The organism is Streptomyces sp. NBC_00569 (genome assembly GCF_036345255.1).
GTDB lineage: Bacteria > Actinomycetota > Actinomycetes > Streptomycetales > Streptomycetaceae > Streptomyces.
The window spans coordinates 1-22,003 of the sequence record NZ_CP107783.1; the positions used below are offsets into that span (position 1 = coordinate 1).

27 protein-coding genes and 2 pseudogenes are annotated in these 22,003 nt (G+C 67.8%); 11 read left to right on the forward strand and 18 right to left on the reverse strand.

The annotated features are described in order from the left end of the window. Window positions 1-636: 636 nt before the first annotated feature. The 4 genes and pseudogenes from OHO83_RS00005 to OHO83_RS00020 all read right to left on the reverse strand — a co-directional run bounded on the left by OHO83_RS00005 (window position 637) and on the right by OHO83_RS00020 (window position 1,992). Entirely contained in the window at window positions 637-975 is a 339-nt protein-coding gene (locus OHO83_RS00005; RefSeq protein ID WP_330278390.1) for a hypothetical protein, read from the reverse strand. Further along, window positions 975-1,121, reverse strand: a complete 147-nt coding sequence (locus OHO83_RS00010) for a hypothetical protein (RefSeq protein WP_330278391.1) — start codon at window positions 1,119-1,121, stop codon at window positions 975-977. The genes OHO83_RS00005 and OHO83_RS00010 overlap by 1 nt, the downstream gene beginning before the upstream one ends. Before the next feature lie 93 nt (window positions 1,122-1,214). Continuing rightward, a pseudogene (locus OHO83_RS00015) lies at window positions 1,215-1,370 on the reverse strand (IS5/IS1182 family transposase); the annotation flags it as partial. Window positions 1,371-1,398: 28 nt separating this feature from the next. Beyond that, window positions 1,399-1,992 (reverse strand): hypothetical protein, encoded by a 594-nt coding sequence (locus OHO83_RS00020; RefSeq protein ID WP_330278392.1) that lies wholly within the window; start codon window positions 1,990-1,992, stop codon window positions 1,399-1,401. 210 nt (window positions 1,993-2,202) lie between these two features. Here OHO83_RS00020 and OHO83_RS00025 point away from each other — a divergent pair, with 210 nt between their 5' ends. Next, complete coding sequence (locus tag OHO83_RS00025; RefSeq protein WP_266682032.1) at window positions 2,203-2,973, forward strand: phosphotransferase; 771 nt, start codon at window positions 2,203-2,205, stop codon at window positions 2,971-2,973. Between the two features lie 85 nt (window positions 2,974-3,058). On the opposite strand, the gene OHO83_RS00030 is transcribed toward OHO83_RS00025, so the two are convergent. The 3 genes from OHO83_RS00030 to OHO83_RS00040 form a co-directional block, all read right to left on the reverse strand. Further along, the gene (locus OHO83_RS00030) at window positions 3,059-3,910 is read right to left on the reverse strand and encodes a Swt1 family HEPN domain-containing protein (RefSeq protein ID WP_266682030.1); all 852 of its coding nucleotides are present in this window, start codon (window positions 3,908-3,910) and stop codon (window positions 3,059-3,061) included. Between the two features lie 206 nt (window positions 3,911-4,116). Next, entirely contained in the window at window positions 4,117-4,332 is a 216-nt protein-coding gene (locus OHO83_RS00035) for a hypothetical protein (RefSeq protein ID WP_266682028.1), read from the reverse strand. 801 nt (window positions 4,333-5,133) lie between these two features. Continuing rightward, entirely contained in the window at window positions 5,134-5,580 is a 447-nt protein-coding gene (locus tag OHO83_RS00040; protein ID WP_266682026.1) for a hypothetical protein, read from the reverse strand. 296 nt (window positions 5,581-5,876) lie between these two features. Here OHO83_RS00040 and OHO83_RS00045 point away from each other — a divergent pair, with 296 nt between their 5' ends. The 4 genes and pseudogenes from OHO83_RS00045 to OHO83_RS00060 all read left to right on the forward strand — a co-directional run bounded on the left by OHO83_RS00045 (window position 5,877) and on the right by OHO83_RS00060 (window position 7,973). Next, a complete protein-coding gene (locus tag OHO83_RS00045; protein ID WP_266682108.1) occupies window positions 5,877-6,281 on the forward strand; it encodes an STAS domain-containing protein in 405 nt (134 codons plus the stop codon). After that, entirely contained in the window at window positions 6,278-6,712 is a 435-nt protein-coding gene (locus tag OHO83_RS00050) for a hypothetical protein (RefSeq protein ID WP_266682024.1), read from the forward strand. The genes OHO83_RS00045 and OHO83_RS00050 overlap by 4 nt, the downstream gene beginning before the upstream one ends. A 232-nt stretch (window positions 6,713-6,944) precedes the next feature. Further along, window positions 6,945-7,711, forward strand: a pseudogene (gene ku, locus OHO83_RS00055) (non-homologous end joining protein Ku). Window positions 7,712-7,775: 64 nt separating this feature from the next. Beyond that, the gene (locus OHO83_RS00060; protein ID WP_266682022.1) at window positions 7,776-7,973 is read left to right on the forward strand and encodes a hypothetical protein; all 198 of its coding nucleotides are present in this window, start codon (window positions 7,776-7,778) and stop codon (window positions 7,971-7,973) included. Window positions 7,974-8,006: 33 nt separating this feature from the next. On the opposite strand, the gene OHO83_RS00065 is transcribed toward OHO83_RS00060, so the two are convergent. The 3 genes from OHO83_RS00065 to OHO83_RS00075 all read right to left on the reverse strand — a co-directional run bounded on the left by OHO83_RS00065 (window position 8,007) and on the right by OHO83_RS00075 (window position 11,014). After that, window positions 8,007-8,363 carry a hypothetical protein gene (locus OHO83_RS00065; protein WP_266682020.1) on the reverse strand — a complete coding sequence of 119 codons (357 nt, stop codon included), beginning with the start codon at window positions 8,361-8,363 and terminating at the stop codon, window positions 8,007-8,009. Then, the gene (locus tag OHO83_RS00070) at window positions 8,360-8,830 is read right to left on the reverse strand and encodes a hypothetical protein (RefSeq protein ID WP_266682018.1); all 471 of its coding nucleotides are present in this window, start codon (window positions 8,828-8,830) and stop codon (window positions 8,360-8,362) included. Before OHO83_RS00070 ends, OHO83_RS00065 begins: the two co-directional genes overlap by 4 nt. 975 nt (window positions 8,831-9,805) lie before the next feature. Then, window positions 9,806-11,014, reverse strand: coding sequence for a PP2C family protein-serine/threonine phosphatase (locus tag OHO83_RS00075; RefSeq protein ID WP_266682016.1), 1,209 nt, complete (start codon window positions 11,012-11,014; stop codon window positions 9,806-9,808). 379 nt (window positions 11,015-11,393) lie between these two features. Between OHO83_RS00075 and OHO83_RS00080 the strand changes: the two genes are divergently transcribed. The 4 genes from OHO83_RS00080 to OHO83_RS00095 all read left to right on the forward strand — a co-directional run bounded on the left by OHO83_RS00080 (window position 11,394) and on the right by OHO83_RS00095 (window position 13,166). Further along, on the forward strand, window positions 11,394-11,627 hold the full coding sequence (locus OHO83_RS00080; RefSeq protein ID WP_266682014.1) for a MarR family transcriptional regulator: 234 nt from the start codon (window positions 11,394-11,396) through the stop codon (window positions 11,625-11,627). Between the two features lie 630 nt (window positions 11,628-12,257). Further along, a complete protein-coding gene (locus OHO83_RS00085) occupies window positions 12,258-12,401 on the forward strand; it encodes a hypothetical protein (protein WP_266682012.1) in 144 nt (47 codons plus the stop codon). A 92-nt stretch (window positions 12,402-12,493) separates the two neighbouring features. Further along, entirely contained in the window at window positions 12,494-12,847 is a 354-nt protein-coding gene (locus tag OHO83_RS00090; protein WP_266682010.1) for a hypothetical protein, read from the forward strand. 34 nt (window positions 12,848-12,881) lie between these two features. Continuing rightward, window positions 12,882-13,166, forward strand: a complete 285-nt coding sequence (locus tag OHO83_RS00095; protein ID WP_266682008.1) for a hypothetical protein — start codon at window positions 12,882-12,884, stop codon at window positions 13,164-13,166. A gap of 140 nt (window positions 13,167-13,306) precedes the next feature. On the opposite strand, the gene OHO83_RS00100 is transcribed toward OHO83_RS00095, so the two are convergent. Then, a complete protein-coding gene (locus tag OHO83_RS00100) occupies window positions 13,307-13,852 on the reverse strand; it encodes a GNAT family N-acetyltransferase (protein WP_266682006.1) in 546 nt (181 codons plus the stop codon). A 331-nt stretch (window positions 13,853-14,183) separates the two neighbouring features. Here OHO83_RS00100 and OHO83_RS00105 point away from each other — a divergent pair, with 331 nt between their 5' ends. After that, window positions 14,184-14,669, forward strand: coding sequence for a DUF4265 domain-containing protein (locus tag OHO83_RS00105; protein WP_266682004.1), 486 nt, complete (start codon window positions 14,184-14,186; stop codon window positions 14,667-14,669). Window positions 14,670-15,030: 361 nt separating this feature from the next. Here OHO83_RS00105 and OHO83_RS00110 read toward each other — a convergent pair whose 3' ends face one another. The 5 genes from OHO83_RS00110 to OHO83_RS00135 all read right to left on the reverse strand — a co-directional run bounded on the left by OHO83_RS00110 (window position 15,031) and on the right by OHO83_RS00135 (window position 18,937). Next, window positions 15,031-15,417 (reverse strand): hypothetical protein, encoded by a 387-nt coding sequence (locus OHO83_RS00110; protein WP_266682002.1) that lies wholly within the window; start codon window positions 15,415-15,417, stop codon window positions 15,031-15,033. Next, window positions 15,414-15,692: a hypothetical protein gene (locus tag OHO83_RS00115; RefSeq protein ID WP_266682000.1), complete on the reverse strand. Its 279-nt coding sequence runs from the start codon at window positions 15,690-15,692 to the stop codon at window positions 15,414-15,416. The genes OHO83_RS00110 and OHO83_RS00115 overlap by 4 nt, the downstream gene beginning before the upstream one ends. A gap of 448 nt (window positions 15,693-16,140) precedes the next feature. Beyond that, complete coding sequence (locus tag OHO83_RS00125) at window positions 16,141-16,341, reverse strand: DUF6381 family protein (protein ID WP_266681998.1); 201 nt, start codon at window positions 16,339-16,341, stop codon at window positions 16,141-16,143. 236 nt (window positions 16,342-16,577) lie between these two features. Beyond that, window positions 16,578-17,114 carry a hypothetical protein gene (locus OHO83_RS00130; protein ID WP_266681996.1) on the reverse strand — a complete coding sequence of 179 codons (537 nt, stop codon included), beginning with the start codon at window positions 17,112-17,114 and terminating at the stop codon, window positions 16,578-16,580. Window positions 17,115-17,176: 62 nt separating this feature from the next. Continuing rightward, window positions 17,177-18,937 carry an acyltransferase gene (locus OHO83_RS00135; protein ID WP_266681994.1) on the reverse strand — a complete coding sequence of 587 codons (1,761 nt, stop codon included), beginning with the start codon at window positions 18,935-18,937 and terminating at the stop codon, window positions 17,177-17,179. 330 nt (window positions 18,938-19,267) lie between these two features. Here OHO83_RS00135 and OHO83_RS00140 point away from each other — a divergent pair, with 330 nt between their 5' ends. After that, the gene (locus OHO83_RS00140; RefSeq protein ID WP_266681992.1) at window positions 19,268-20,506 is read left to right on the forward strand and encodes an IS256 family transposase; all 1,239 of its coding nucleotides are present in this window, start codon (window positions 19,268-19,270) and stop codon (window positions 20,504-20,506) included. Window positions 20,507-20,763: 257 nt separating this feature from the next. Here the strand turns inward: OHO83_RS00140 and OHO83_RS00145 are convergent, their stop codons facing one another. Then, window positions 20,764-21,291, reverse strand: coding sequence for a hypothetical protein (locus OHO83_RS00145; protein WP_266681990.1), 528 nt, complete (start codon window positions 21,289-21,291; stop codon window positions 20,764-20,766). 493 nt (window positions 21,292-21,784) lie between these two features. Continuing rightward, window positions 21,785-21,973, reverse strand: coding sequence for a hypothetical protein (locus OHO83_RS00150; RefSeq protein WP_266681988.1), 189 nt, complete (start codon window positions 21,971-21,973; stop codon window positions 21,785-21,787). Window positions 21,974-22,003 lie beyond the last annotated feature (30 nt).

Here is a 22,003-nt window from a genome sequence, read left to right on the forward strand (position 1 = left end):
ATGACGCGGAGTGACTGCGTCACTCCCAGGGGACCGCGCGCTGCGCGGCGCCGGGGGAAGTGATCTCGGCTGGCAGTCACCTGCGGTGACTGCGGGGCTGCCCGGCTTGTACCGGGTCTGCGGGCCGTCTGAAGAGCCGGCCCCTGCCCAGACTCCCCTGAAGGAGAGTCATAATCCCTGCTCAAGGGGCTGATTCGGCCGCTGAACCCCCGGTGGTGATTCCCTCGGCCCTGCGGGCCTCCGGTCACCGGGTCGCGCTCCCGCGCTCCCGCGCTCCCTTGCAACTACAGAATGCTCCCACAAGTGAGGCTGTGTCAAGCCAAACCACACCCCTGACAGACCATCACCCACAGCAACATGACACACCATCACCCATTGGAAATAGGTCTACACCACCATAGAAAGGGCGCCGATTCCATATCGAGCCGAAATCCGCTCCACGCCCAACCCGCCCCATCCCCAAAAACAAAAGACGCACCAACAAGAAAGGCCGCACGCGAGAGGGCCCGAGAATCACAGAAAGAAGCCCACCAAACCCCATACCAAAACCGCAAAACACAACCCTATGCGGAAAGTGCATTCCCCCAGACCCTTCAAGAAAATGCACCTTCCGCATACCTGGATTACTGCGATCCTTTACCCGTCAGGCGACGACTCCGGCGCGGCAGGCTGCCACGAAATCGAGGCAGCGCCCAACGCTTTGTCCAGCGCCGCGCGAGCCGCATACGCAGGGTCAGGGCAGCCGCCAGAGGCGGCCAGATCGTCGATCGCTTCGGCGATCACTTCGAGCGAAAGGGCCGGGTGGACCACGTACCCGAGAGCGCCGGAGGCGTCGACCGCCCACACGTGCCCGCCGTCCAAGTCCACGTCCTGCAAGGTGAGTTGGTGGCCGCTCGGGCACTCAAAGGTCCGGTCAGGCAGGACGCGGAGCATCCCGGTGCCGGTGACGCAGGTACCGCAGACGATCGCGCGCATCAGGCCCCCTCGTACACCGTGACCGTGACACTGACGCGCTCCAGACCCATCGTGGCGTGGAGCAGGTCGGGGATGGGCCACTCACAGGCGAGCGCCTGCGCCCTCGCGGGCGTGGTGACCGCGAAGGCCGGACGCGGCAGCGGCACGGCCGTTCACCGCTGTCCGTGCCGGTGCAGACCGCTTCCAGGGCCAGGCCGTCGGCCGGGCGTACCGGGAGGATCGCGTCGGAGACGATGCGTGCGGGGCCGTCGCGACAGCTTCCACGGCCGGCCCCGCCCGGGCTCGTCCGCGCCCTCGCTTCGCAGCGCCGTCACCAACTTCCCGAAGCAGCGCGGGCTCAGCCCGGTGAACGGGGCTATCCAGGACGGTTCAGACGCCGTGATCACACCAGCCACGGCCGCGATCATCGCACATCGTGATCACTCAGCCATCGAGACTGAATTGCTCGATGACCTGCTTCGCAACGTCTTCTGGCGAGAGGTGGGTGTTGTCGATCCGCAGGTAGTCCGTACGGTCCTGGAACTCCGTAGTGGAGTTGAGCCGGTGCCTCTCGTCCATATCCAGGAGCCGACCCCGCGACGCATCGAGGTCACGCTTGGATGGCTTCTCCGCGAGCCGGGACGCGCCCATGTTCCGCTGCAGCCTGGCTTCTTGGCTCGCCTTCAACTCGAGGTAGAGAACTCGGCCGCCTCGCTCACGAAACGGAAGGGCGTACTGCTCCAACGCCCGCTGACCGTCTGGCTGGTCGAATGCCCACACGTAGGTGAAGATCAGGCCAGGCAGGTCGCTCGCGGCGACTTCCTCGATCAAGCTCTGCCGGAACCCGTCAACGAGGCGCACGAACGCCGGGCTGCCGAAGTCGAAGAAACGAAGGACCGGCTCGATCGCCATGTGGTTGTGGAACAGGCGAAGCCCGGTGCGCGTGGCGATCTCGTGACCGACGGTCGCCTTGCCAACAGCAGGCGGCCCGACGATGTACAAGAGCGTCGGAGCAGTGAGAGAAGATCCTTCGGCCATCACCCGAACCTAGACGGGACGTGAACTCCTTGGCCAGCGCTTTCCTACTGAGCCCTCACTCTCCCTGGTCAACAGCCTGCACTCGGTCAGGTCAGGCCGCTACTCAGAAGGCGCACCGCTTACGGGACAGCCCTTTGGGCGTAACGCGCTGACTGTTGTGCGCGCCGATATCCATGACGACGACGTGGGCGGCAGGACTACCCTGACCCAATGATCGCGGATGGCGCTACGGACAAGGGCAGCGTGACCACGGTGCGGCGGATCGGAGAGACGATCCGCCGGCCCATCGGCGAGTGGACGTCCGCGGTACACGCCTTGTTGACCCACCTAGAAACGGTGGGTTTCGCTCGGGCTCCGCGGGTCCTTGGCACTGACGGCACCCATGAGGTGCTGTCGCTGGTGCACGGCGAACCCGCGTTCTCCCCTTGGCCGTCGGCTCTGCGATCGACCCTCGGAATCAGCGAACTGGGGTGCTGGCTGCGCGAATACCACGACGCTGTCCGGGACTTCCAGCCGCCGGCCGACGCACGATGGCAGGGCCAGGAGGACGCCTGGAAGCCCGGCATGATCATCAGGCATGGAGACCTCGGTCCATGGAACTCCATCTGGAACGGCGACCACCTGGCCGGGTTCATCGACTGGGACTTCGCAGCACCCGGCCACGCCCTCGACGACCTTGCACAACTGGCCTGGTACGCCGTGCCACTGCGCCCCGTCGAGCAGCAGCGAGCAGCAATCGCCGGTGAGCACACCCTTCGGGGCCGCCTCGACGCCCTTTGCGCCGCCTACGGGGCACGGCCGGCAGACGTACTCGATGCCCTGGAGGCCGTCCAGTCCCGCGAGGCAGAGCGCATCGAAAAACTCGGCCGCCAGGGCCACGAGCCATGGGTAACCTTCCTCGCCCGCGGCGATGCATCCGAGATGCTAGCCGAGCGATCTTGGCTCCGATCGCAACGCACGGTTCTCCTCGGCCGCGAGTAGGAGGCCGACGACGCAGCGTCCAGCGCCGCGAGCACGGAGGGGTGCACGTCCGTCGTCGTTCGTTCCTGTCTTCCGGTTTGGCGCCTCAGGACGTCGTGCGCGTGGAGTCTTCGCCGGGGAGGACGGTGTAGATGAACGTGGCGCAGTAGTCGAAGCCCTCCCCGGCGTTGACCCGGTGGTAGGGGCCGCTGCTTTTCATGTAGATGTGGACATCCCGGCGCGCGGCGATGTCGGCACTGCTGACGCGCCAGACGATGTCGAGATCTCGGCCCGTGTAGCGGGGGTTGTCTGTGTCGCGGGTCGGAAGGACCCACCACGTGAGGTCACGGCTCTGGGGGTCGGTGCCGCGGCACCGGAAGGTGATCGTGTCGCCTGGGTGCAGCACCGCTCGGGTCCGAAGCGCGACCCCGGGCTCCATCGGGTCTGGCGGGAAGCTGTCGATGCAGTTCCCGAGGCTGTCCGTGACGCTGTCGATGCGCGCGAAGTAGTCCCCCGTCAGGTCCTGGCTGCTCATGTAGATGGTCACCCTGTTCCGGATCTCGCCGGCGATGCCGCTCAGGAGTTCCTCTTCGAAGGGAAGCAGGTCCCGGCTGTGTGCCACGGAGTTGCGCAGTGCTTCGAAGCGGCTGAGCAGCCCCAACGTCTCGCTCTGATTGCCCAGGGCGGGCTTGAAGTCTGCCCAGTACTTCTTCAGCAGGGCGAGGATGTCGAAGAACTGGGCGTACGCCAGCTCGCTACTTGGTACCGAAGCGACCCCGCGGCGTGTGCGGCGGCCGGCCTCTTCATCCCGGATCCCCCGGATCTTGATCACCCGTTCCTCGGGGAACACCTGGGAGACCCAGTCCTTGCCCAGCTTTTTGGCCAACACCGTGGCGATCAGGCTCCGCAACGCCTGCTCACACGTCGCCAGCGCCTCCGCCGGTTGCATCTGTGGCATCGGTTCCTCCACCCCGTGTGGCCGCAGGACCAGCATCATCCCGAAGGCGCAGGCCTCACGTCACTGGGTTATCCCCGGCAGAGGCCCCGGGCGGCACGTCCGGGGCCTCTGTGCGTTCCACTCGGATCAGGTACTCACCTCAGCGACCGGTGCCCGGGCAAAAGCGGGTGGCTGTGCCGACGACGAGCAGCACGACGACCGTCACCTCAGGCGGAGGACTCCTCGTCGACACGGCGGCCGGCTCCGAGGGTCCGCCGCGGGGCCGGCCCTGTCTCCGTGGGGCCTCCGACCACGCCCCGGGCGCGCAGCTCGGCAACGTCCGGGAGCCGGATGCCTGGCAGAGCGTCGATCAGATCGGCCTGCGAGGCGCGGATGGTGCGCGCGGCCTGAGGACCGGAGCCAAGAACACGACGAACTGTCACATGATCATCGTACGGGCGGTCTCCCGATGATCCGGCCTGAGCAGCCCGAAGTGCCCCGCCCCTGCGCCTCAGCAAGTGCGGGTCAGAGCCCCGCGCCCGCCGCGGCATGCGACGAATGAGAGACCGGTGCGCGTTGTCAAGGACCCCGCTGGCGTTGGTGCTCGAGGGAACACCCGTCACTGATGTTCGAGGGCGCCGTCCGGATCGTCGAGGGCGGATCGGGCCAGCTCCCGGAAATGAGTCAGGCTCGGCCAGTGCGCAGGCGTGAACGATGGCGGGTCGCGTCGTCTGGCTGGTTCGAACCCCAGCCTCACGAGAGTGCTACGCAGGATGAACCCGTATCCCCGCGTCACCGACTTGGCTTCCGTGGCTACGCGGCCAGGCCCTGCCAGCCCCACCGCGTTCTCTGCCTTCGAGAGCGCTGACATGAGCCGTCGCGCTTCTAAGACCCTTTCCTGGAGCTCCGGTGGTGCTGGATCCGAGGCGCGGGTGATCGCAGAGAGCGCTGGTGCAAGATCCTCTGCCGCGCTGACGAACTGGGTGTAAGCATCGGCCCGAGTCTGCCGACGCCAGTGCTCATGCTGCGAGCGCCGCTGTGAACTACCTGCATGCCTGGCAGCACGGACGGCCCCGAACGCACCAAGACCCGCGCCAACTACCGCCGCTGCAGCGGCGATTGATGCCGTTCCCCCTAGATCCATTTGCGCATTGTGCCAACTGCTCGCCCCGAGGTGTAGACCGTCCATCGCCCTCTGTTCACGTTGGCGGAATCCTTGTCCCATAGCCGCCACGAAAGGCCGGCTACCCGAACCAGGCGATGTTCAGGACGGCCAGGCGGTGCCGGGGCCTGTTGATCCAGTAGAAGAGGGACAGCTGACCGACGGACGCGAGGCGCACGTCCTCGCCTTCGGGGTCGTCAGCATTCCACTGGCGAAAGCCCCACGGGTCGGCCGCGGCGGCGTCCAGGACATCCCACACAACCTCTTCGGCGTGCTCGGGCAGAGTGTCGAGCACCTTCGCGGCCGACGCGGAGAATCGGAATCTGAGCCAGGCCCCGCGACGTGAGAAGCCCCGGAAGCCTGCCTGGCTACCCGGGCTGCCGGACCGCCCGACACGCCCCGCCGTCGCCCACCAGGCTGCCAGCGCGGTGTAGATCGGGTCGATCAGCCCGGTGCGCTCGGCGAGGAGGTCCATCGAGGCTCCGCCGTCGTAGGCGGGCTTGAGTGACGGGGTGGGCCGCCCGCCCAAGGGCCACGACGTGCACCTGCACGCAGTGGCAAGGGTGTGTGGGGGCTGGCTCCACCGGCTGGCTTCCGGCACCAAACCTCCTGCTCAGGGGGTATTGCTTTTGATTACAAACCAAGCTATATGGGATTTATAGGGCGTAGCAGCTCGGTGAGAGAGGGGTGCTCCCGTTGGTGCTGTTGCAAGCCGCGTGCAGGATGGCCGCCGTGTGAGCGGAGGCCATCCTGCGACGTCGCCCGCGGGCCCTCAGCCGCCCGCATCGGTGGGCGTTCCCGACACAGGCTGAGGGGGTGAAGTTGATGGACTGGCTGAGGGTGTCGTCCCGTCGCCACGAGGGATGGACGGTCGTCGAGGTGAGTGGTGAGCTTGACGTCGCTACCGGGAACCAGTTGGGCGACCACCTCGAAGAGGTCATTGCCGAGCGCACCCCGGCACGGGTCGTTCTGGACATGTCCGGGCTGGACTTCTGCGATGCGAGCGGCCTGAGCGTGCTGGTCGCCGCGCATCACGCGGCCAAGGGCCGTCAGGGCCAGCTTCGCCTGGTATGCCCGCAGTGGCGCATCCGGCGCCTCCTGCACATCACGGAGTTGACCGACGTGATGCCCGTCTTCGACACAGTTGCCCAGGCAACCGCGACGGTGAAGGATCGCGAAGGCGAGGTGCTCCAGCCATGGCCCGGCTTACAGTCCGAGGTGACGAGTTGATTGTCAGGCTGGCCTGGTGGGAGAAGGTCGTCGCACGCCGGGGCGATGTCAACGTGCCGCTGTGCGCGGTGACAAAGGCGACCGTTGAGCCTTCCTGGCGCCGCGTCCTGCGCGGCACACCCGGTCGGGGCGTGTGGATCCCAGGCGCACTCTGCCTCGGTGTGCGGGAGCACGCGGGGACGCAGGATTTCGTCGCGATCCGCCCCCGCAAACTCCCGGTGACCCGTATCGATTTCCACTCAGCGGCCTCGCCGTTCGCCCGTATCGTCATTTCGGACCGGGTCCCCCAGGCGACAGGGGCCATGATGCGCAGCATCCTGGACCGGCTCCCCAGCGACTCCGGCCAGTTGAACGCCCCCACCGCGTCGGCCCCCAAGCCCGCCTGGCTTCCCGGAAGCTCGCCCGCGCCCTGCCCGACAGCTGGCCCCTGAGCTGATCCCCGGCCCTACCCGGCGGCGGCGAGGCCGTCGGCCTCGCGGCGCGGTCAGCGGTCGGTTGCCTCTGGGGTCCAGGCGGAAGCGTGACGCGCGAAAGGGGATTACCGAGGGCGCGCGCCCGATGCGGAATCCTCAACACCACCCACATACACAAAACGCAAAAGGGCCCGTCGTCGCGATGTTGGCCGAGGTGGCATCCGGAGCGGTGGCGATGGACGCTTAAGGCATGAGGGCCCTGTGGTCCGGCGTGATCCAGTTCGGGCTGGTCGTGCTGCCCGTGAAGCTGTTCTCGGCGACCGAGGAACACAAAGTCCGGCTTCGGGAGATCCATGCCGCGGACAGCGGCAGGGTGCAGCACCGGCGGTTCTGTGAAGCCGAGGACCGTGAAATCCCGTACGAGGAGGTCGGGCGCGGCTGGGAGCTGCCGGATGGGCAGCTGGTGCCGTTGACCGATGAGGACCTGGAGCGTCTGCCGCTGGCGACCCGGCACGTCGTGGACGTGCTCGGCTTCGTGCCCGGGCAGGACATCGACCCGATCTCGTTCAGCAGGCCGTACTACGTCGGCCCCGACGGCCCGCCGGCGACCGGCCGTACGCGCTGCTCGTCGCGGCGCTCGCCCGCACGGGGCAGGTTGGCGTGTGCAAGGTCGCCGTGCGCTCCCGGGAACGGATCGCACTGCTGCGGCCACGCCACGGCGTGCTCGTCCTCCAGACATTGCTGTGGCAAGACGAACTCCGCGATCCGGCGGGCCTCGCCCCGGCCGCACCGGTCACCGACCGGGAGCTGGAACTCGCCGAGGCGCTCATGCGCGAACTCACGGGTGTCGAGGTCGACCAGCTCCAAGATGAGTACCGTCACGCACTCGAGCAGCTGGTCGAGGCGAAGGTGTCCGGCGGCGAGCTGGCCGCACCGCCCGAGCCCGCGCCGGCGATGGACTTGATGGCCGCGCTGGAAGAGTCGGTGCGAGCCGCACGCGCCCACCAGGACGACTGAGCCGCACCGTCTCAGCCTGGGCGCCGTATCATTTCTTCGTTCAACTAGTCGAAGGACGACCGCGATGGCTGCCCCGGCCCTCGAAGAGGTCACGTACGAGCCGCCCACGTGCCCGGCCTCCTTCACCGGCCCCTGCGCGGGCCCGCGGTGCGAGAACACGACCCAGAAATACGGGCCCGCCGCGTACGGCCGCCCGGCCAGCCCGCTGTGCAACGTCTGCCTGGCGAAGGTCGAGGCCGGGCGCGTCAAGCCCGCCGGCTGAGCACGCAACGCCTGGACGGTCCCGCCGGCGCGGTCAGCGGTCGGTGGCCTTGGGGTGGCCGGTGGAGGCGCGGTCGATCCAGACCGTGCGGCGCTCGACGTCGAGCAGGTACCAGACGCGGCCGCCGGCGGTGACCTCGATCTGCCAGCGGTCCATCGTCTCGCCGCGGTGCTCGCCGTGGGCCAGCTCGCCCTTGAGCCGGTGATGGCGCTCGGTGCGGGCGGCCGGGGCCGGGTCGGTGCGCATCAGGTGCCAGGCGGCGCGGGTGTTGCCCGCGGCCTGGGTACTCAGCTGCTCCCATCCTTTGGCGGCTTCGCCGCCTGCGAAGCGGATGTCCCACTCGTCGGGGCCCGGCGGCGGGGCGGCGCGGTCTCCGCGCTTTGGGCTCACGCGGCAGTTCCGGGTTCGGGCACCGGTCCGTAGTCCTCGCCCGAGTCGGTGGTCAGCGCGGCGTAGAGCTCAGGGTCGGCGTGCACCTCGGCGGTGTGCCGCCACTCGGTGAGCAGCTGGGCGACGCCCGCGGTGTTGTCCAGCAACGTTGCGGCGCCGAGCGCATCGACCAGCTCGACAGAGAAGGCGCGCACGTCGTGCGCGGGGAGGTAGCGCACCCACGGGAAGGTCGCCGGCAGCACGTCCAGGACCAGGGTGCGGCCCTTGGGGGTGCGCATCATTTCCACGAACATCCGGCTGGTGGCGTCCATCACCTCGTGGTCCTGGTCGGCCCGCGCGGCGGTGGTCAGCACCAGGTCCTCGTCATCGCGGCGTCGGAGCACTATCCGCCGTGTGCCGCGCAGGTTCGCCAGCGTGGCCTTGGGCTTGTTCAGCAGCTCCGAGAGAGTCAGCTCCAGTGCGCTCATGAGTTGAAGCTTAGTTGACAAGTCCGGGATCTGCGCGGTCACCGGGACCGGTCCCAGCGGATCGGGTACGACACAGTCGGCGTCGGCCGGGGCGCCGGATTCTTCCAACCCCGGAACTTGACCGGGTACACCGACGTCGACTGCGGCCGGGGCGCCGGTTTCCCTTGCCCTCTCCCGCCTTCGCCGCTCGCCCCGGTCCCGCTGAATCCGACGATCACCAAGGCGACGAGGGCCAGGACCGTCATCTGTCCCCGCGCGCCCGCCGCCCACCGGGAGTGGGACCTGACCTTCGTACCGTCCGCGCGCTCGTATGCCTCCACGTGCACCATGGGCTGCTCCTCCCCCTCCAGCACCGGCATGCCCCTTGGCGTGCCGGACCCACCAGGGAACCAGCTGCCACTGACAACACGTCAGGGCGCGGACCGGCTGTCCTGCGCCAGCGAACCACTTGCCATCGAAGATTGAGCGGTGGGGCTAGGCACGTGACGGCCCGGCCTACCTGACCGGACCTTCATCCTCTCCTGGCTGTTCATCGGGCATGTCCAGGATGTCCTCTCGGGTGAGGAACTGAGGGCTCCCTGGGGGTGGGGCCACCCTCGGGGCCATGAGCTCGGTGAGGAGCCTGCCCAGGTCATCCGTGGATAGCGCCAGACCCAGGATCTGCACGATGCGCAGAGCGCAGTCCCGGATGGACTGAGCGTCCTTCTCGGGGGCCGCCGTGCTCCTAATCTCGTCGCGCACTCGACTGAACTGCTCGGCACTGATTGTTGGCCGGCTTACCGGTTGCGCCATGGTGCGCTCCTCCTGGAAGAGCGGGCCGTTCCACCCGCTCTTCCAGAAAGCGCTGAGCACGCCCCAGCGGCAACTGGAGAGAGCCGGCGCGCAGGCGCCGCCAGAGCCGCTCAGACTCCGTTGGCACGCGCTCAAGGTGCGCTGAGGACGGCGTACAAGCAGCGAGGCTCGGCGCAATGCCCGTCATCGGTGCTGCGGGTGCCATTCGAAGAGCAGGATGGTCGCGTCGTCCCGCAGTTGGTTGCGCTGGTGGTCGAGGATGGCGTGGATGAGCAGCCGCAGCACCTCGGCCGGGCGCTGGCCGGCGGCGGAGGAGCGGATGATGAAGTCGGTGAACCGGTGGAGGCCGAACTCCGCGCCGTCCGTGTCGCGTGCTTCTATAACGCCGTCGGTGTAGAGCAGCACGCAGTCGCCCGGTTCCAGTGTCGTCTCGTGGACCTGTCGGGCTGCCGGGGCGAGTTGGCCGGCCAGGCCGATCGGCGGCTGCGGGGGGCTGTCCAGTGCCCCATCGAGCACCCGCTCGGCACGGATCAGCAGCGGCGGTGGGTGACCGCAATTGACCCAGCGCAGCACCCCGGTCTGCGCGTCGAGCCGGCATAGCACGCCGGTGCAGAACTGGTCGGGCAGCCACCGGGCGAGCGCTTGGTCGACGAACCCGACGACGTCGGCCAAGTCGCAACCGCCGCGGCGGGCGTTCCGCGCCGCTGCCATGGCGACCGACGCGGTCAGGCCGGAGGTCAGATCGTGCCCCATGGAGTCGAGGATCAGGGTGTGCAGCACGTCCTTGACCACCGAGTGGTCGAAGGCGTCGCCGGCGACGTCGTACGCCGGTTCCAGGACCGCGGTGGAGACGCACCTGCTGCTGCCGATGGTTCGTGGTGGCAGGAAGGCCCGCAGCATCTCGGTGGGCAACCGCATGGTCTCGGTGCGGGTGCGGGCGACGAGCCAGTCGCTGTAGGCGCGCTTGGAGGTGATCAGCATGGCGAGCAGATGCGCCAGTATCAGGCTGCGGCGTATCCGCGCCCCGTCGAGCGAGGCGGTCCGAACCGCCAGCACGCCCAGCCGCTCCGCACCGTCGACCAGAGGCATCCAGACGATCACGCCGTCGTCGGCGTCGGCCACCCGCGGGGAGACGGTGCGGTACGCCCAGCCGGCCAACGAGTCGGCCACCGGTAGCGACTCCAAGGTCTCGTCGAGTGGGATGAGCAGCCGTTGTTGCAGGTCGACGAGGTAGATCAGCACGGTGTCCAGACCGAGGGCCGAGGCGCACCGGTTCGCCAGGGCGGGCAGTTCGACGGGCAGGGCCGTCTGCGCCTCGATGATCAGGCCTTCCAGCCGATTCTCATCGACGACGGGGTCGGCACTGGCGGACGCGTGCGATGGGTCCGACATGGGGATCACCCTTCCGGGCCCAGTCTCACACCGATCCCGACCTCTCTCACGTGAGGCACGATCGCGCCGGGTACGGCCGCGGCGGGGGCTGTTCCGTGTCACCGCGGGTACCAGACCACTCGCCCGCAGCATAGCTCTACCTGCGGTTATGGGCGGTTGGACGCGCTACCAGCGGCCGTCCGGACGCACTGCTGGATGAGCATCAGGGTCCGCCGAGGCAGCGTGCCGATCAATGTTCCATGGCGCGAACTGACTGATCGTCAACCTTCGCTGGCAACGATCAATCTTCAATGGCACGGGACAACCGGCGAGGCGGCGGTGGGCGAGTCCCCTGCCGGGGACTCGCCCAGAAAATCGAACACATGCTCTACTGAAATGCATGAGCACTACCGCCCCGTACGCCCTTACCGACCGGCAGCGCCGCATCGTCGCGTGCGCGCGCGAGTGGATCGCCGAGCACGGCGAGGCGCCGTCCGTGCGCGAGCTCGGCGCGGCCGTGGGACTGACCAGCACGTCCAGCGTCGCCTATCACCTGCGGCGGCTGCGGGAGCGGGGCCTGGTGGTCGAGACCCGAGGCCGGCCCAGCGGCCGGTGCCCGCACTGCGGGCAGTGACCCGTGCCGACAGCGCCTGGCCTCGCGGCGAGGTCGCAATGTTCCGCCTGAGCGGGCCCTCTAACGGGAGAAGGGCAGAGTGTCCGACTCCCGAGCGAGCTCATCGACGGCCGCCTCGCCAGGACCAATCTGGCCCACGTGACTCATCCCTCACCACATAATTGAAGATCACAATCCGGCGAAGGAGACATTGCCCAGGATGAGCCAGGCCACGGTTCCCCCGAGCATCAGGAACGCCAGCACCCGAATCACCGCGCCACCAAGCGGGTGCCCCGTGAGCTGCACTTTGACCCCGCCCCTGTGAACGATCGGGAAAACGGCAGATATCGCCAGAATGCACAAGAAACCCATAATCCCCCTCTGTTGGGACCGCCCCCAGCGAACCTGGCTGCCAAACCTTACTGAGTTCGAACTTGAGACTTGCGAGCAGGCAACCCCGGCAGTTGCTGATGCCCGGACAGCTCGGACGTCGGCATCATGCGCTGATGCCGACGGAGGACACGTAGGCGTAGGCGGCGTAGTCGCTGTCGAGGTCGGTGATGATGTCGTCCCAGATCGCGGATCAAGTTCTCCCGGCGGCGGACCCAGTACGCACTGTCGAGGCGCTCCAGGTTGGCGCAGGTAGCGCAGATGATCGAACCCGACCCCGGCGACGCCCAGCCCACGGTCAACCCGATTTTGAATCCGACCCCGGGCGACCAGCCCGCCATCGACCCGATCCCCGCCCCCACGGGCGACGCGGTCACCGCGGTCACCCAGGGTGCCGGTACGTAGTGAGACGGTTGCGCGGAGCGCGACCAGGTACTCGGTTCCAGACAGCGCACAGCCCAGGCAACCCAGAGAACTCGGAATGAGGAGGTATCGACGTGCACTCGATCAGGATGGGAAGGATTGCGGTCCTCTTGGGCGCCGCCGTCTTCTGCCTCGCCGCTCCGGCCCAGTCGTTCGCCGATTCCGGCACGGCCCCCAAGGCCGCCTACTGCGGGACGGATGGGGCCACCGGGCTCGCGGTGTCGGCGACCGGGAACGTGTCCTGCGGCGCCGCGCTGCAGGCGGCGGCCGCCTACACCAAGGCCTGGCACGGCACGGCGGCCAAACCCGTCCAGGTCCGCAGGGCGGGCACCACGTGGCAGTGCCAGGAGCGGCCGGGCGACCCCAACCCCTACCAGGCGTGCGTCGACGCACAGGACCACACCCGGCTGGTCACGCTGTCGTCCTGACCCGACCGGCTCCGCCACCGAAAGGCCCTCCCCCATGATGTCCCTGCGACTGCCGTCGATCGCGGCCGGCGCCCTGGTGGTGCTCGCGCTCTCCCCGATGGCCCATGCCGCTCCCATCGCTACGCGCGACGTGTGCACCACGGCGATGGCCGCCGCCGACAGCGCCGAGAACGACTACAACGCCATCAAGAAGGACCTGGAGCGCCGCATCGCCGACGACGGTCACCCGGACAAGTCCGAACTGCAGGCACTCCAGGATGCCGACGCGAAGCGCGTCATGACCGCCTCCCAGGCCCAACGCGCCTGCGGGCTGCTCTGACTGGCTTCGTCCACGAGAACGGACAGCGTTTCGGGAGGCGTTCGGCCGTCTCCGCCTGGTGAATGTTCACGAGTTCAACAGCGCTGGGCTCCGTCTCAGCGGTGCTGTCGAGTTGCGGATCCGCGTGGTCGAGCACGAGCTCAATCGGACGGCGTGACCGACCTCCACACGCCGAACCACTGCTCGGCGCCGTAGTCCTCGTACCGCTCCACCTCGGTGAACCCCAGCTTTGCCGCCAGGCGCATCGAGCGCTCGTTGGCGGTCTGAGTGCGCAGCACCACCGCCTCGCCGGGAAGCGCGTCGGCGAACCAGTCGAGTGCCGCTGCGCACGCCTCGGTGGCGTACCCGTGTCCCCACGCCTGCGGCAGGAGCAGGTAGCCGAGCTCGGTCTTCCCGATGTCCGGACGGACGTGCCCCGGACCCTCTGCGTGCGGACCGAGCATGATCGTGCCGATCATCGCCCCGTCAAGATCGATCACAAAATAGCCGGGGCGCTGCCCGGGTACCTCGGGCACCGTGCGTTCGAGCTCGGCACGCGGTTGAGGGCCACCGAGGTAGGTGCCCACCTCTGGCGAGGCGTTGAGCTCGATGACCGCCGGACGATCCCGGGCTTCGGACCCGCGGAGTACGAGCCGCTCGGTCTTGATCGGAGCAGGTGGCCAAGCGAGGGCTCTGGGGTCAGTCATGCCGGCCAACCTAGCCAGCAGGCTCAGAAGTGATCAAGACTCGCCGACCGATACTCACCGGCCCAGGGACCTACCCTCACCAACGGGGCTGGGCCCTACAAGCCGGGCCTGCCAGGGACGAGATGCCTCCCGTTCTCGTGATCGGCTTCGGCAGCGGCCGGCCGCCTCCCGAAGTGCCGTACATCTGCTGCCGGGATCCGGGTTCTGGCTCACATTCTGTGGAGATGCACGCCAAGTAACGACTGCGTGTGTGCCGTCGAGCCTGCTTCTCGCTGTAGATGCAGTTCTGCCTGGATGGGACCGAGGGTTCTCCATCCGCCATGCTGGCGTGATGAACGATGCTGCGGGTGCGCTGGTGAAGGTGCGGTTCGCCCTTGACCAGGACGAAGAGGGCTGGCCGCCGGTAGGTGGCGAGAGCCTCTGGGCGGTTGATGTCGGCGACGAGTTGGTCCGCATCGACAACGTGCCGTTCTTCGTTCGTGATCTGGCGTGCGGCGACATTGTCCGGACTCGCGTGGAAGGAGACGGACGCCGCTACTTCCAGGAGCGGGTGCAGTGGTCGGGTAACTGCACCGTGCGCGTGATTCCGTTCTCAGACGGGCCGTCGCGACTGGAACGGCAAGCCGTGCTCGACCTGTTCGCACCGCTGGGTGTTTCCGGCGAGGGCGTGGACCAGTTCGGGATGGTGGCACTCAATGTGCCCGCGAACGCCGACTTTATGGCGATCCGGGAGTTGCTGACCCAGGGATCGACCGATGGGCGGTGGGATTACGAGGAAGGCTGCGTAGGGGACGCATGGGAGACAGCCACAAGCTGACTGCTGTGGTTGAACCTCGTGCACAGCGGAGAGCCGAGCCTGGCCATTCAGGCACCGCTCCGAGCGACGGTTGGATCGGTAACTGTCACTCAGCGTGCACGCTCCACGGAAAGTGAGCCAGAGCCGGGATCCGTGAATAGAACCACCCTGACCCATCCGCCACTCACCCCCGTCGGAAGTCCGGCGCCGGCCAACACCGCCGCGATGCCTGCGGCGTTGCGCGGCACCCGATCCGGACCGTGCGGAAAACCACCTACATGCGCAAAACGCAAAGGGCCCGGCACACGATCGTGTGCCGGGCCTTGAGCGCCATGGCTTTGTCCACGAGTTCTGGACAAAGTCATGGAGTGGGGCTCCTGCGCTATTCGCTGGGGTCGAGGGGCGTGATGCCGGTGTCCGCGTAGAGCTCTGGCTGGAGGGACAGCACGGTGACGGGGGTCCCGGCGAGTCCGGCTTCCCAGGCAATCGCCGCCGGGTGCGTGGCGGCGAGGTGAGTGCGCGGCCAGGTTGCGGCCTGCAGTGCGTGCTCGGTGGTCAGTGGCAGATGCTCGACATGGCGGAGCTGGGAGGCGTGGACACCGGCTCCCGGGCGGGCTACCTCTGCGGCCCACACGCACGCGGCCGGCACCACGATGTGTCCGCGCTGGTGGCTGGCCTCGATGTAGAGGCCGGTGAAGAACTCGTCCGCGTCGTACAGGGCGACGAGCGCTGTGTGGTCCAGGACGGCGGTCTCGCTGTGGTCGCTCACGCGGCGCGGCCGCTGCTGTGGCCGGCCGCCCGGTGGGTGCGGATCTTCTCCCAGGCCGAGGCCCCGGTCGCCTTCATCTTCGGGGTGTACTCGATGCCCAGCTCGCGGGCCGCGTCCTGGGCCCGCTGCTCGCGCTCGGCCTCGGTCGGCTCCCGCTCGGCGAGCTCCGCCAGCAGCGCGGTCAGGGTCATGTGACGCTCGTCTGCCAGGACCTTGAGCCGGTCGCGGACGGCTTGTGTGGTCTTGATGCTGGTCGTCGCTTTCGTCTCGCTCATACACCCGACTCTACCGCTGGTAGAGTCGGGTGTCAGGAGAACACGTGCCCCGTCTCAACGGTCACCCGCGACGGCTTTGGCGCCCCCGCAGTCGCGGTTCCGCAACCCCGACGTCGCCGAGGGCGCAGTCTCGTTGTCGCAGGTCAGAGCCGGACCCTGGGGGCGCGTCGCCCGGAGGCGCCTCACGGCCTCAGACCTGGGTGTCGACACCGTCAATCGGCATCGCCAAGGGCCTGGACCAGGTGCCGGTCATCCCTGTCAGCTGCCGGGCGAGCCGGTCGAGTTCGCGGAACGTTCGGCGGTACTGCCGGTGGGGTGCGGTGGTCTTGCAGGTGTTGTTGGCGGCGGAGGGGTTGTTCTTGAGCGGAGACAGTGGTGACCGGCCGGGGGCCTCTCGCGTGCCCGGAGAGCCACGGGGGTCGGCCCCCGGCCGGTGGTCTGTGCTCGGCTACCGGTGGGACGACACCGTCGGGTCGGTGTCCGGCGTGCGCGTACCGCCTGTGTGCTCGCTCTGCGCCTTGAGGTGGCGGGCCTGGTCCTTCAGGCGCTGGCGCTCCTGCGGGTCAGTGGCGCGTTCCGCGGCCTGTTCGAGGTCCTTAGCCCGGGCACGCATCTGCTGGGCACGACCGGACTCGCCTGCAACGCTCATGATCACTCCTTGGGTGATGAGGAAGAGCGGGCCACATCAGCGAAACAGGCCTCGCCACCCCTGGCATCTCGATCAATCACCCACTGTTATATGCGCAGTTGGAGAAGCTCACGCGGAACGACTTGTGTGCCGGACCCTGCTCACGTCGTGGGGTGCCTCGCTCAGTGGCCCTAGTGCAGCCGATATGAAGCGGAGCGTGAGACGGTGCAGCGAAATCTGAGACCTTACATCTGGCGTCAGGCGCCGATGCCGACGGAGGACACGTAGGCGTAGGCGGCGTAGTCGCTGTCGAGGTCGGTGATGACGTCGTCCCAGATTTCGTCCATCAGGCCGGCGTCCTGGGCGGCCCAGGCATCGACCATGTCGGCCCACACGTATCGGACCGTGATCGAGCGTTCGGTGATGTTCGTCCGGGCGCGGCTGGGGGTGACGGCGCTCTGGTCGACGGGGTAGATCTCCATGCGGCGGCCTTGGCCGTCGTTGTCGAGGTGGCGCTTGAGTGAGCCGGAGCGGATCAGGTTCTCGCGGCGGCGGACCCAGTACGCGCTGTCGAGGCGTTCCAAGTTCGCTTTGGAGGGGCGGGACTTGCCCTTAAACCATGAGCGCATGGCGCGGTCGGTGACGCCCTGGGCGCTCAGCTCGGCGCGGCCGGCCTTGCTGTCGAGGTAGCGCAGCCGGGCGTTCTGGCCGCGAGTCGAGGTGATGGGTGAGGAAAAGCCGGACTCGTAGACGATGCGGTTGAGTTCCAGGATCAGGGCCTCGCCGCCCTTCATCCCGCGCGTATCGAATTTCTTCCAGTCGCCCCAGCGTGCCCACAATTCTGGCGACCCGGCCACTATCGCTTACCCCCGAGCGTGTAGAGCTTCTTTTCCTTGACCTGGTTCAGGTCGCGCCCCTGAGGGAACACCGGACGCCAGTCCCCCGCAACGTGAAGTTCGTCCGTTCCGGAAATTTCCACCACCGTCAACCCCGCCGTGTTCGCCTTATAGGCTTTGCGCCACAGGTTCGTGAATGCCTTGGCGCGGATGATGTGCATCCAGTCCGGACGGCGAATATCCGTATTGGTGCTGGATTCACCGATCGTGGACACGAACTTAGAATACATGGATTTCACGTACTCCACGGCGACTTCGTCGCCTTCCGCAACAGCCGTTTTCCGTGATTCCGCCAGAGCACGGCGCAGCTTTTCGAGCAGACTTTCCGTACCGCCGGACAACAGGGCCCGGTGGATGACGGGCGCCTCACACAGACCCCACCGCGCGCAGTCGAGCAGCAGCCGCAACAGGGAGTCAGGAACCCACAGCGGCCCGGGCTCCTGCCGGTTCCCCAGCGGGTTGGGCAGGTTGGCGTGTGTCCACTCGGCCGGGGTGATCTGGTAGACACCGGACTTTCTCGGCTCGTGCACGCCCGTCGTGTCTTCCACCAGCTTTCCGACCGGGAGCCAGCACTTGAACGCGGACAGGTAGGCCGCATTCATGTCCAGGGCAGTCACCTCGATGTCCTGGCCCTTCCTGGCCAGATCGAAAGCCGTCTTATTGCGCCACTTCGGGCGGCCCTCCCAGATTTCATCCGCACCCTTCTGCGACTTCTTCCGCAGAACGTCATCGGTCGGCGGGAACTTGGAGTGCGCGTAGCGTCCGCCGACCCGGGAGCGCTCGAACAACGCCATCACGTCCGGGATCGCACGCTTGATGAGAGCCGCCTGCGCCGTCTCGACGTCTCCCTGATGCTCACTCAGGACATCCCGCACACGGGCGTGGATCTGGTCGACCAGCGTCCCCGAGGCGTAGCCGGGTGCCCGACTCACCGTCGGCCGCGAAGCCTCCGCAGCAACCGGAGCCAGTTCCCCGACGACGGCCGGAGCGGGCTCCCCCTCCGGCACGGGTACGGGCGCCGGCACGGCAGGCTCCACGGGCGCCACGGCCGAGTCAGGCTCCGGCGCGGGCACCTGCCGAACGGACTCACACGCCGCAGGTGCAGCCGAGACCGCGACGACGTCCGAGCCGACATCCGCAGCCTCGGCCTCAGGCTCAGGCTCAGGCTCAGGCTGCGGATCGCCGGGGTACGGCGCCGCAGGCTCCCCCGGGCCGGTAGGCGCGAACTCCTCCTCCTGGTCTTCGCCTTCGGTGTAATCGGCCAACGGCGCGAGCGGCGCAGCCGCGTCCAGGGCCTCGGTGCACTCCTCGCTCGTCAGGTGCTGCCACATGCCCTCCACCGCCTCCGTGGCAGGCTCCCCGCACAGCACGCACGGCCCGCCCAAAGCCTCATTGCGCGGCACCGGCGCAGGACTTCGCGTGAGCGCTGCGGGGGACGCAGCAAGCAGGAGCGAGGCCTGCGCGGCACCACCGTCGCGGTCCGCGGCGAGGGCTGTCACTGCGTGCGTCGGGCCGGCCAGCAGATCCAGCACCCCCAGCCCGTAATGCGCCGCCAGCCGGTCCACATCATCCAGAGTCCAGTGCTGCTTACCCGACTGCTTACGCGACACCTGCGCCTGAGCCTGCCCCAACGCAACCGCAAGATCCCCCTGCCGCTCACCCACCCGACTCATCAGCGCCGACACCGTAAGCCTCAACAGTTCTTCAGTACCAAGCGACATGTATGACACACTAGCAAGTTCGATACTGAAACCGTATAGAAGATGCTGCTTCTCGCTCCTTGATTCGCCTCAGACGCGGGTTAGTTCATAAGAGCCCAGTGAATGGCCCTGGTGGGGGCAAGCTGTGGCAACTGGACATCTCCGGCGGCACGGGTGGTCAGGTGCACCAAGATGCCGTCGCACGACGCGCAGCAAAGGTTGCGTCCAGGGAAGTGGTGTACGGGTTCGACCTGATCCGGGGGTTTGCCCCGGCATCGGGATGGTGCCCGCATAGATGAACGGCCACCGGCTGATCTTCGAAGTGACGAAGCCTCGAAGGAGATCAGCACGATGACCGCACCTGACAGTCTGCCCCTGCACGCCCTCGCGGAAGACAACCTCGCCACGGCGAGTCCGGATCTGCTGCGCGCGATGGTCAAAACGTTCGCCGACGCACTCATGTCCGCGGAGGCGGATGCCCTCTGCAACGCCGAATACGGGCAGGTCAGCGACGACCGCGTCAACCACCGCAACGGCTACCGCCCACGCGAGTGGGACACGAGGACCGGCACCGTCGAACTGGCCGTTCCCAAGCTGCGCCAGGGCAGTTACTTCCCCCACTGGCTCCTCGAGCGACGCCGCCGGGCCGAACAGGCCCTCATCTCGGTGGTCGCCACCGCCTACCTCCTCGGCGTGAGCACGCGCAGAGTCGAGAAGCTCGCCGCCTCCCTCGGCGTCACCCAACTGTCGAAGTCCCAGGTCAGCGCGATGGCCAAACACCTGGACGAACAGGTCACAGCCTTCCGCAACCGGCCGCTCGACGCCGGCCCCTACACGTTCGTCTGGGTCGACGCACTGACCCAGAAGGTCCGCGAGGGCGGCCGCATCACAGGCGTCCACGCACTGATCGCGGTCGGCGTGAACGCCGACGGACACCGCGAGATCCTCGGCATCGACGTCGCCTCCAGCGAGGACGGCGCCGGCTGGCTCGCCTTCCTGCGCTCACTGATCGCCCGCGGCCTGTCCGGCGTCCAGCTCGTCATCTCCGACGCCCACGCAGGCCTCGTCGACGCGATCGGTGCAGTGCTGCCCGGAGCTTCGTGGCAAAGGTGCCGCACCCACTACGCCCGCAACCTACTCAGCCAGGTTCCGAAATCGGCCCAGCCCTGGGTGGCCACCTTGCTGCGGACCGTCTTCGAACAGCCCGACAGCGAGGCGGTCCAGGCCCAGATGCGGCACGTTCTGGACGCGCTGGAGGCCAAGTTCCCCAAGGCAGCAGCCCACTTGGACACCGCCCAGCACGATCTGCTGGCGTTCACCGCGTTCCCGCGGGAGATCTGGCGGCAGATCTGGTCGAACAATCCTCAGGAGAGGTTGAACAAAGAGATCCGCCGTCGCACCGACGTGGTCGGGATCTTCCCCGACCGCACCGCCGTGATCCGGCTCGTCGGGGCGGTCCTGGCCGAGCAGAACGACGAGTGGACCGAAGCCCGCCGCTACATGGGACTCGACCTCCTCGCCAAAACCCGCCTCCACCCGATCGAGTCAGAAACCGACGACACCGCCCTGCCCACCGAACTCACCGCATAGCCTCAAAACGAGATCACCGAGTGGCCGTCAATACACCACTCCAGCGGACGTGACCCCCGCGTATCCGGTTGGTGGCGGCCATAGGGGGGCGCGGAGTGACTTGCCGGACCCTCAACCGCGGTCGTCGCTCTGGCACTTGACCTCACTAACCATCGTGCTCCACCTCGTAACGACCCAGGGTCTATCACGGAGGTCAACGGCTGCGTAGACGATCGAGGTCACAAGCCGCCGGTGAGCAGATACGGATCAGAGCGAGGTCACCTCGGCTGGCGAGCCAACCGCTTGAGCGTTCGGCACGGCATCGCGCTCTCGACACCGGCCCCCAGGCTGGAGAAGAGGTCTGCGTCCCCGGCCTGCAGCGCGGCAGCTGCGCGGACGACGCCTTCCTTGTCCGGGTAGATCGACAGGCTCACCGGGCCCTTCGTCTCCTCATGGTGGGCCAGCCCGAGGAAGAACTCCTTCTCTTCCGGCTCCTGCGCGCCGAAACGCACCGAGAGGTCGAACGTGCTCGGTTGCCGCCCTTTGAGGACGAGGAGCACCTGGGCGTGGTCCGGTGCGACCCGCCAGTGTGCGTCGATCGTCGTTCCCGTGCTCTGGATGCCTGTTGTCCCGTCGAGCGAGGCCTCGGTATAGGCCTCGTCCAGTCCCGATACGGCGTCACGCGGCACGGGTTGTAGCAGCATCATGCTCGGTCCCAGTTCCACGAACAGTGGGAAGGCCGTCGCGTCGATCGTTGCATCCGGGTCTGAGTCACCGTTCGATCCTACGAGGTCATGGCCATCCATCTCAGGCCGCGCAGCCGCCCCTCCAGATGTGGCAACGGACCGCCTGACGCCGCGACTTGTGATGGAGCGCCCCCGCTGTCGACCTGGGTTTCCTCAATACGCACCCTCACGCCATCGGGCCGTTCGGCCCTGTACCTATGGCTCTGTCCAGCGCTCAAGTTGCGCGTGTCTGGACGACCGTCTGGTGACGCGCTGGCTGACTGGCCGCATCGGCGGGCAGTTGGCTCGTGAGGGCCTGGCCCAGCCCGGTTGTCAGTGGCGACTCTCAGGCCGCGCCCACAGCGAGGGCGCGGCCCCCGCGCGGAGCGGTGGAGTTGAGCGATGGCGCGCACCGGACGCCCATGGAAGGATCCCCGGGAGCCAGCAGAGAGGCCTGTGGGCTGGTGTGCAGCTCGAAGAGCGTGGTGTCCTCGGCGGTGAGCTGGTACAGGAGCGCGGCGACGACGGCTCGGGCGTACCCGCGACGCCGGAGGTCGGGGTGGGTGACGACGAGTTACACGCGTGCGGCCTGGCCTCGGAGATAGGACGGGGGCCGGGGCACCTGGGCGAGTTCACCGCGGTCGGCTGGTATGGCCCAGTCCAAGACGTCCCAACGCCGCGGTTCCTCGTCGTCCGCAGTGCGCCGCACGTACGCCTGCGGCATCAGCACTTCGCGGGGCAGCGCCAGCAGCGCTTCACTCACAGGGCCTGGTCGTACATCGCCCGCGTCGCG

Coding starts and splice junctions, on each gene's coding strand:
- OHO83_RS00005 (WP_330278390.1), bottom strand. CDS start 975: ATGCGCGCGATCGTCTGCGGTACCTGCGTCACCGGCACCGGGATGCTC.
- OHO83_RS00020 (WP_330278392.1), bottom strand. CDS start 1,992: ATGGCCGAAGGATCTTCTCTCACTGCTCCGACGCTCTTGTACATCGTC.
- OHO83_RS00025 (WP_266682032.1), top strand. CDS start 2,203: ATGATCGCGGATGGCGCTACGGACAAGGGCAGCGTGACCACGGTGCGG.
- OHO83_RS00030 (WP_266682030.1), bottom strand. CDS start 3,910: ATGCCACAGATGCAACCGGCGGAGGCGCTGGCGACGTGTGAGCAGGCG.
- OHO83_RS00045 (WP_266682108.1), top strand. CDS start 5,877: ATGGACTGGCTGAGGGTGTCGTCCCGTCGCCACGAGGGATGGACGGTC.
- OHO83_RS00060 (WP_266682022.1), top strand. CDS start 7,776: ATGGCTGCCCCGGCCCTCGAAGAGGTCACGTACGAGCCGCCCACGTGC.
- OHO83_RS00070 (WP_266682018.1), bottom strand. CDS start 8,830: ATGAGCGCACTGGAGCTGACTCTCTCGGAGCTGCTGAACAAGCCCAAG.
- OHO83_RS00075 (WP_266682016.1), bottom strand. CDS start 11,014: ATGTCGGACCCATCGCACGCGTCCGCCAGTGCCGACCCCGTCGTCGAT.
- OHO83_RS00080 (WP_266682014.1), top strand. CDS start 11,394: ATGAGCACTACCGCCCCGTACGCCCTTACCGACCGGCAGCGCCGCATC.
- OHO83_RS00085 (WP_266682012.1), top strand. CDS start 12,258: ATGATCGAACCCGACCCCGGCGACGCCCAGCCCACGGTCAACCCGATT.
- OHO83_RS00095 (WP_266682008.1), top strand. CDS start 12,882: ATGATGTCCCTGCGACTGCCGTCGATCGCGGCCGGCGCCCTGGTGGTG.
- OHO83_RS00100 (WP_266682006.1), bottom strand. CDS start 13,852: ATGACTGACCCCAGAGCCCTCGCTTGGCCACCTGCTCCGATCAAGACC.
- OHO83_RS00105 (WP_266682004.1), top strand. CDS start 14,184: ATGAACGATGCTGCGGGTGCGCTGGTGAAGGTGCGGTTCGCCCTTGAC.
- OHO83_RS00115 (WP_266682000.1), bottom strand. CDS start 15,692: ATGAGCGAGACGAAAGCGACGACCAGCATCAAGACCACACAAGCCGTC.
- OHO83_RS00125 (WP_266681998.1), bottom strand. CDS start 16,341: ATGAGCGTTGCAGGCGAGTCCGGTCGTGCCCAGCAGATGCGTGCCCGG.
- OHO83_RS00130 (WP_266681996.1), bottom strand. CDS start 17,114: ATGAAGGGCGGCGAGGCCCTGATCCTGGAACTCAACCGCATCGTCTAC.
- OHO83_RS00135 (WP_266681994.1), bottom strand. CDS start 18,937: ATGTCGCTTGGTACTGAAGAACTGTTGAGGCTTACGGTGTCGGCGCTG.
- OHO83_RS00140 (WP_266681992.1), top strand. CDS start 19,268: ATGACCGCACCTGACAGTCTGCCCCTGCACGCCCTCGCGGAAGACAAC.
- OHO83_RS00145 (WP_266681990.1), bottom strand. CDS start 21,291: ATGGATGGCCATGACCTCGTAGGATCGAACGGTGACTCAGACCCGGAT.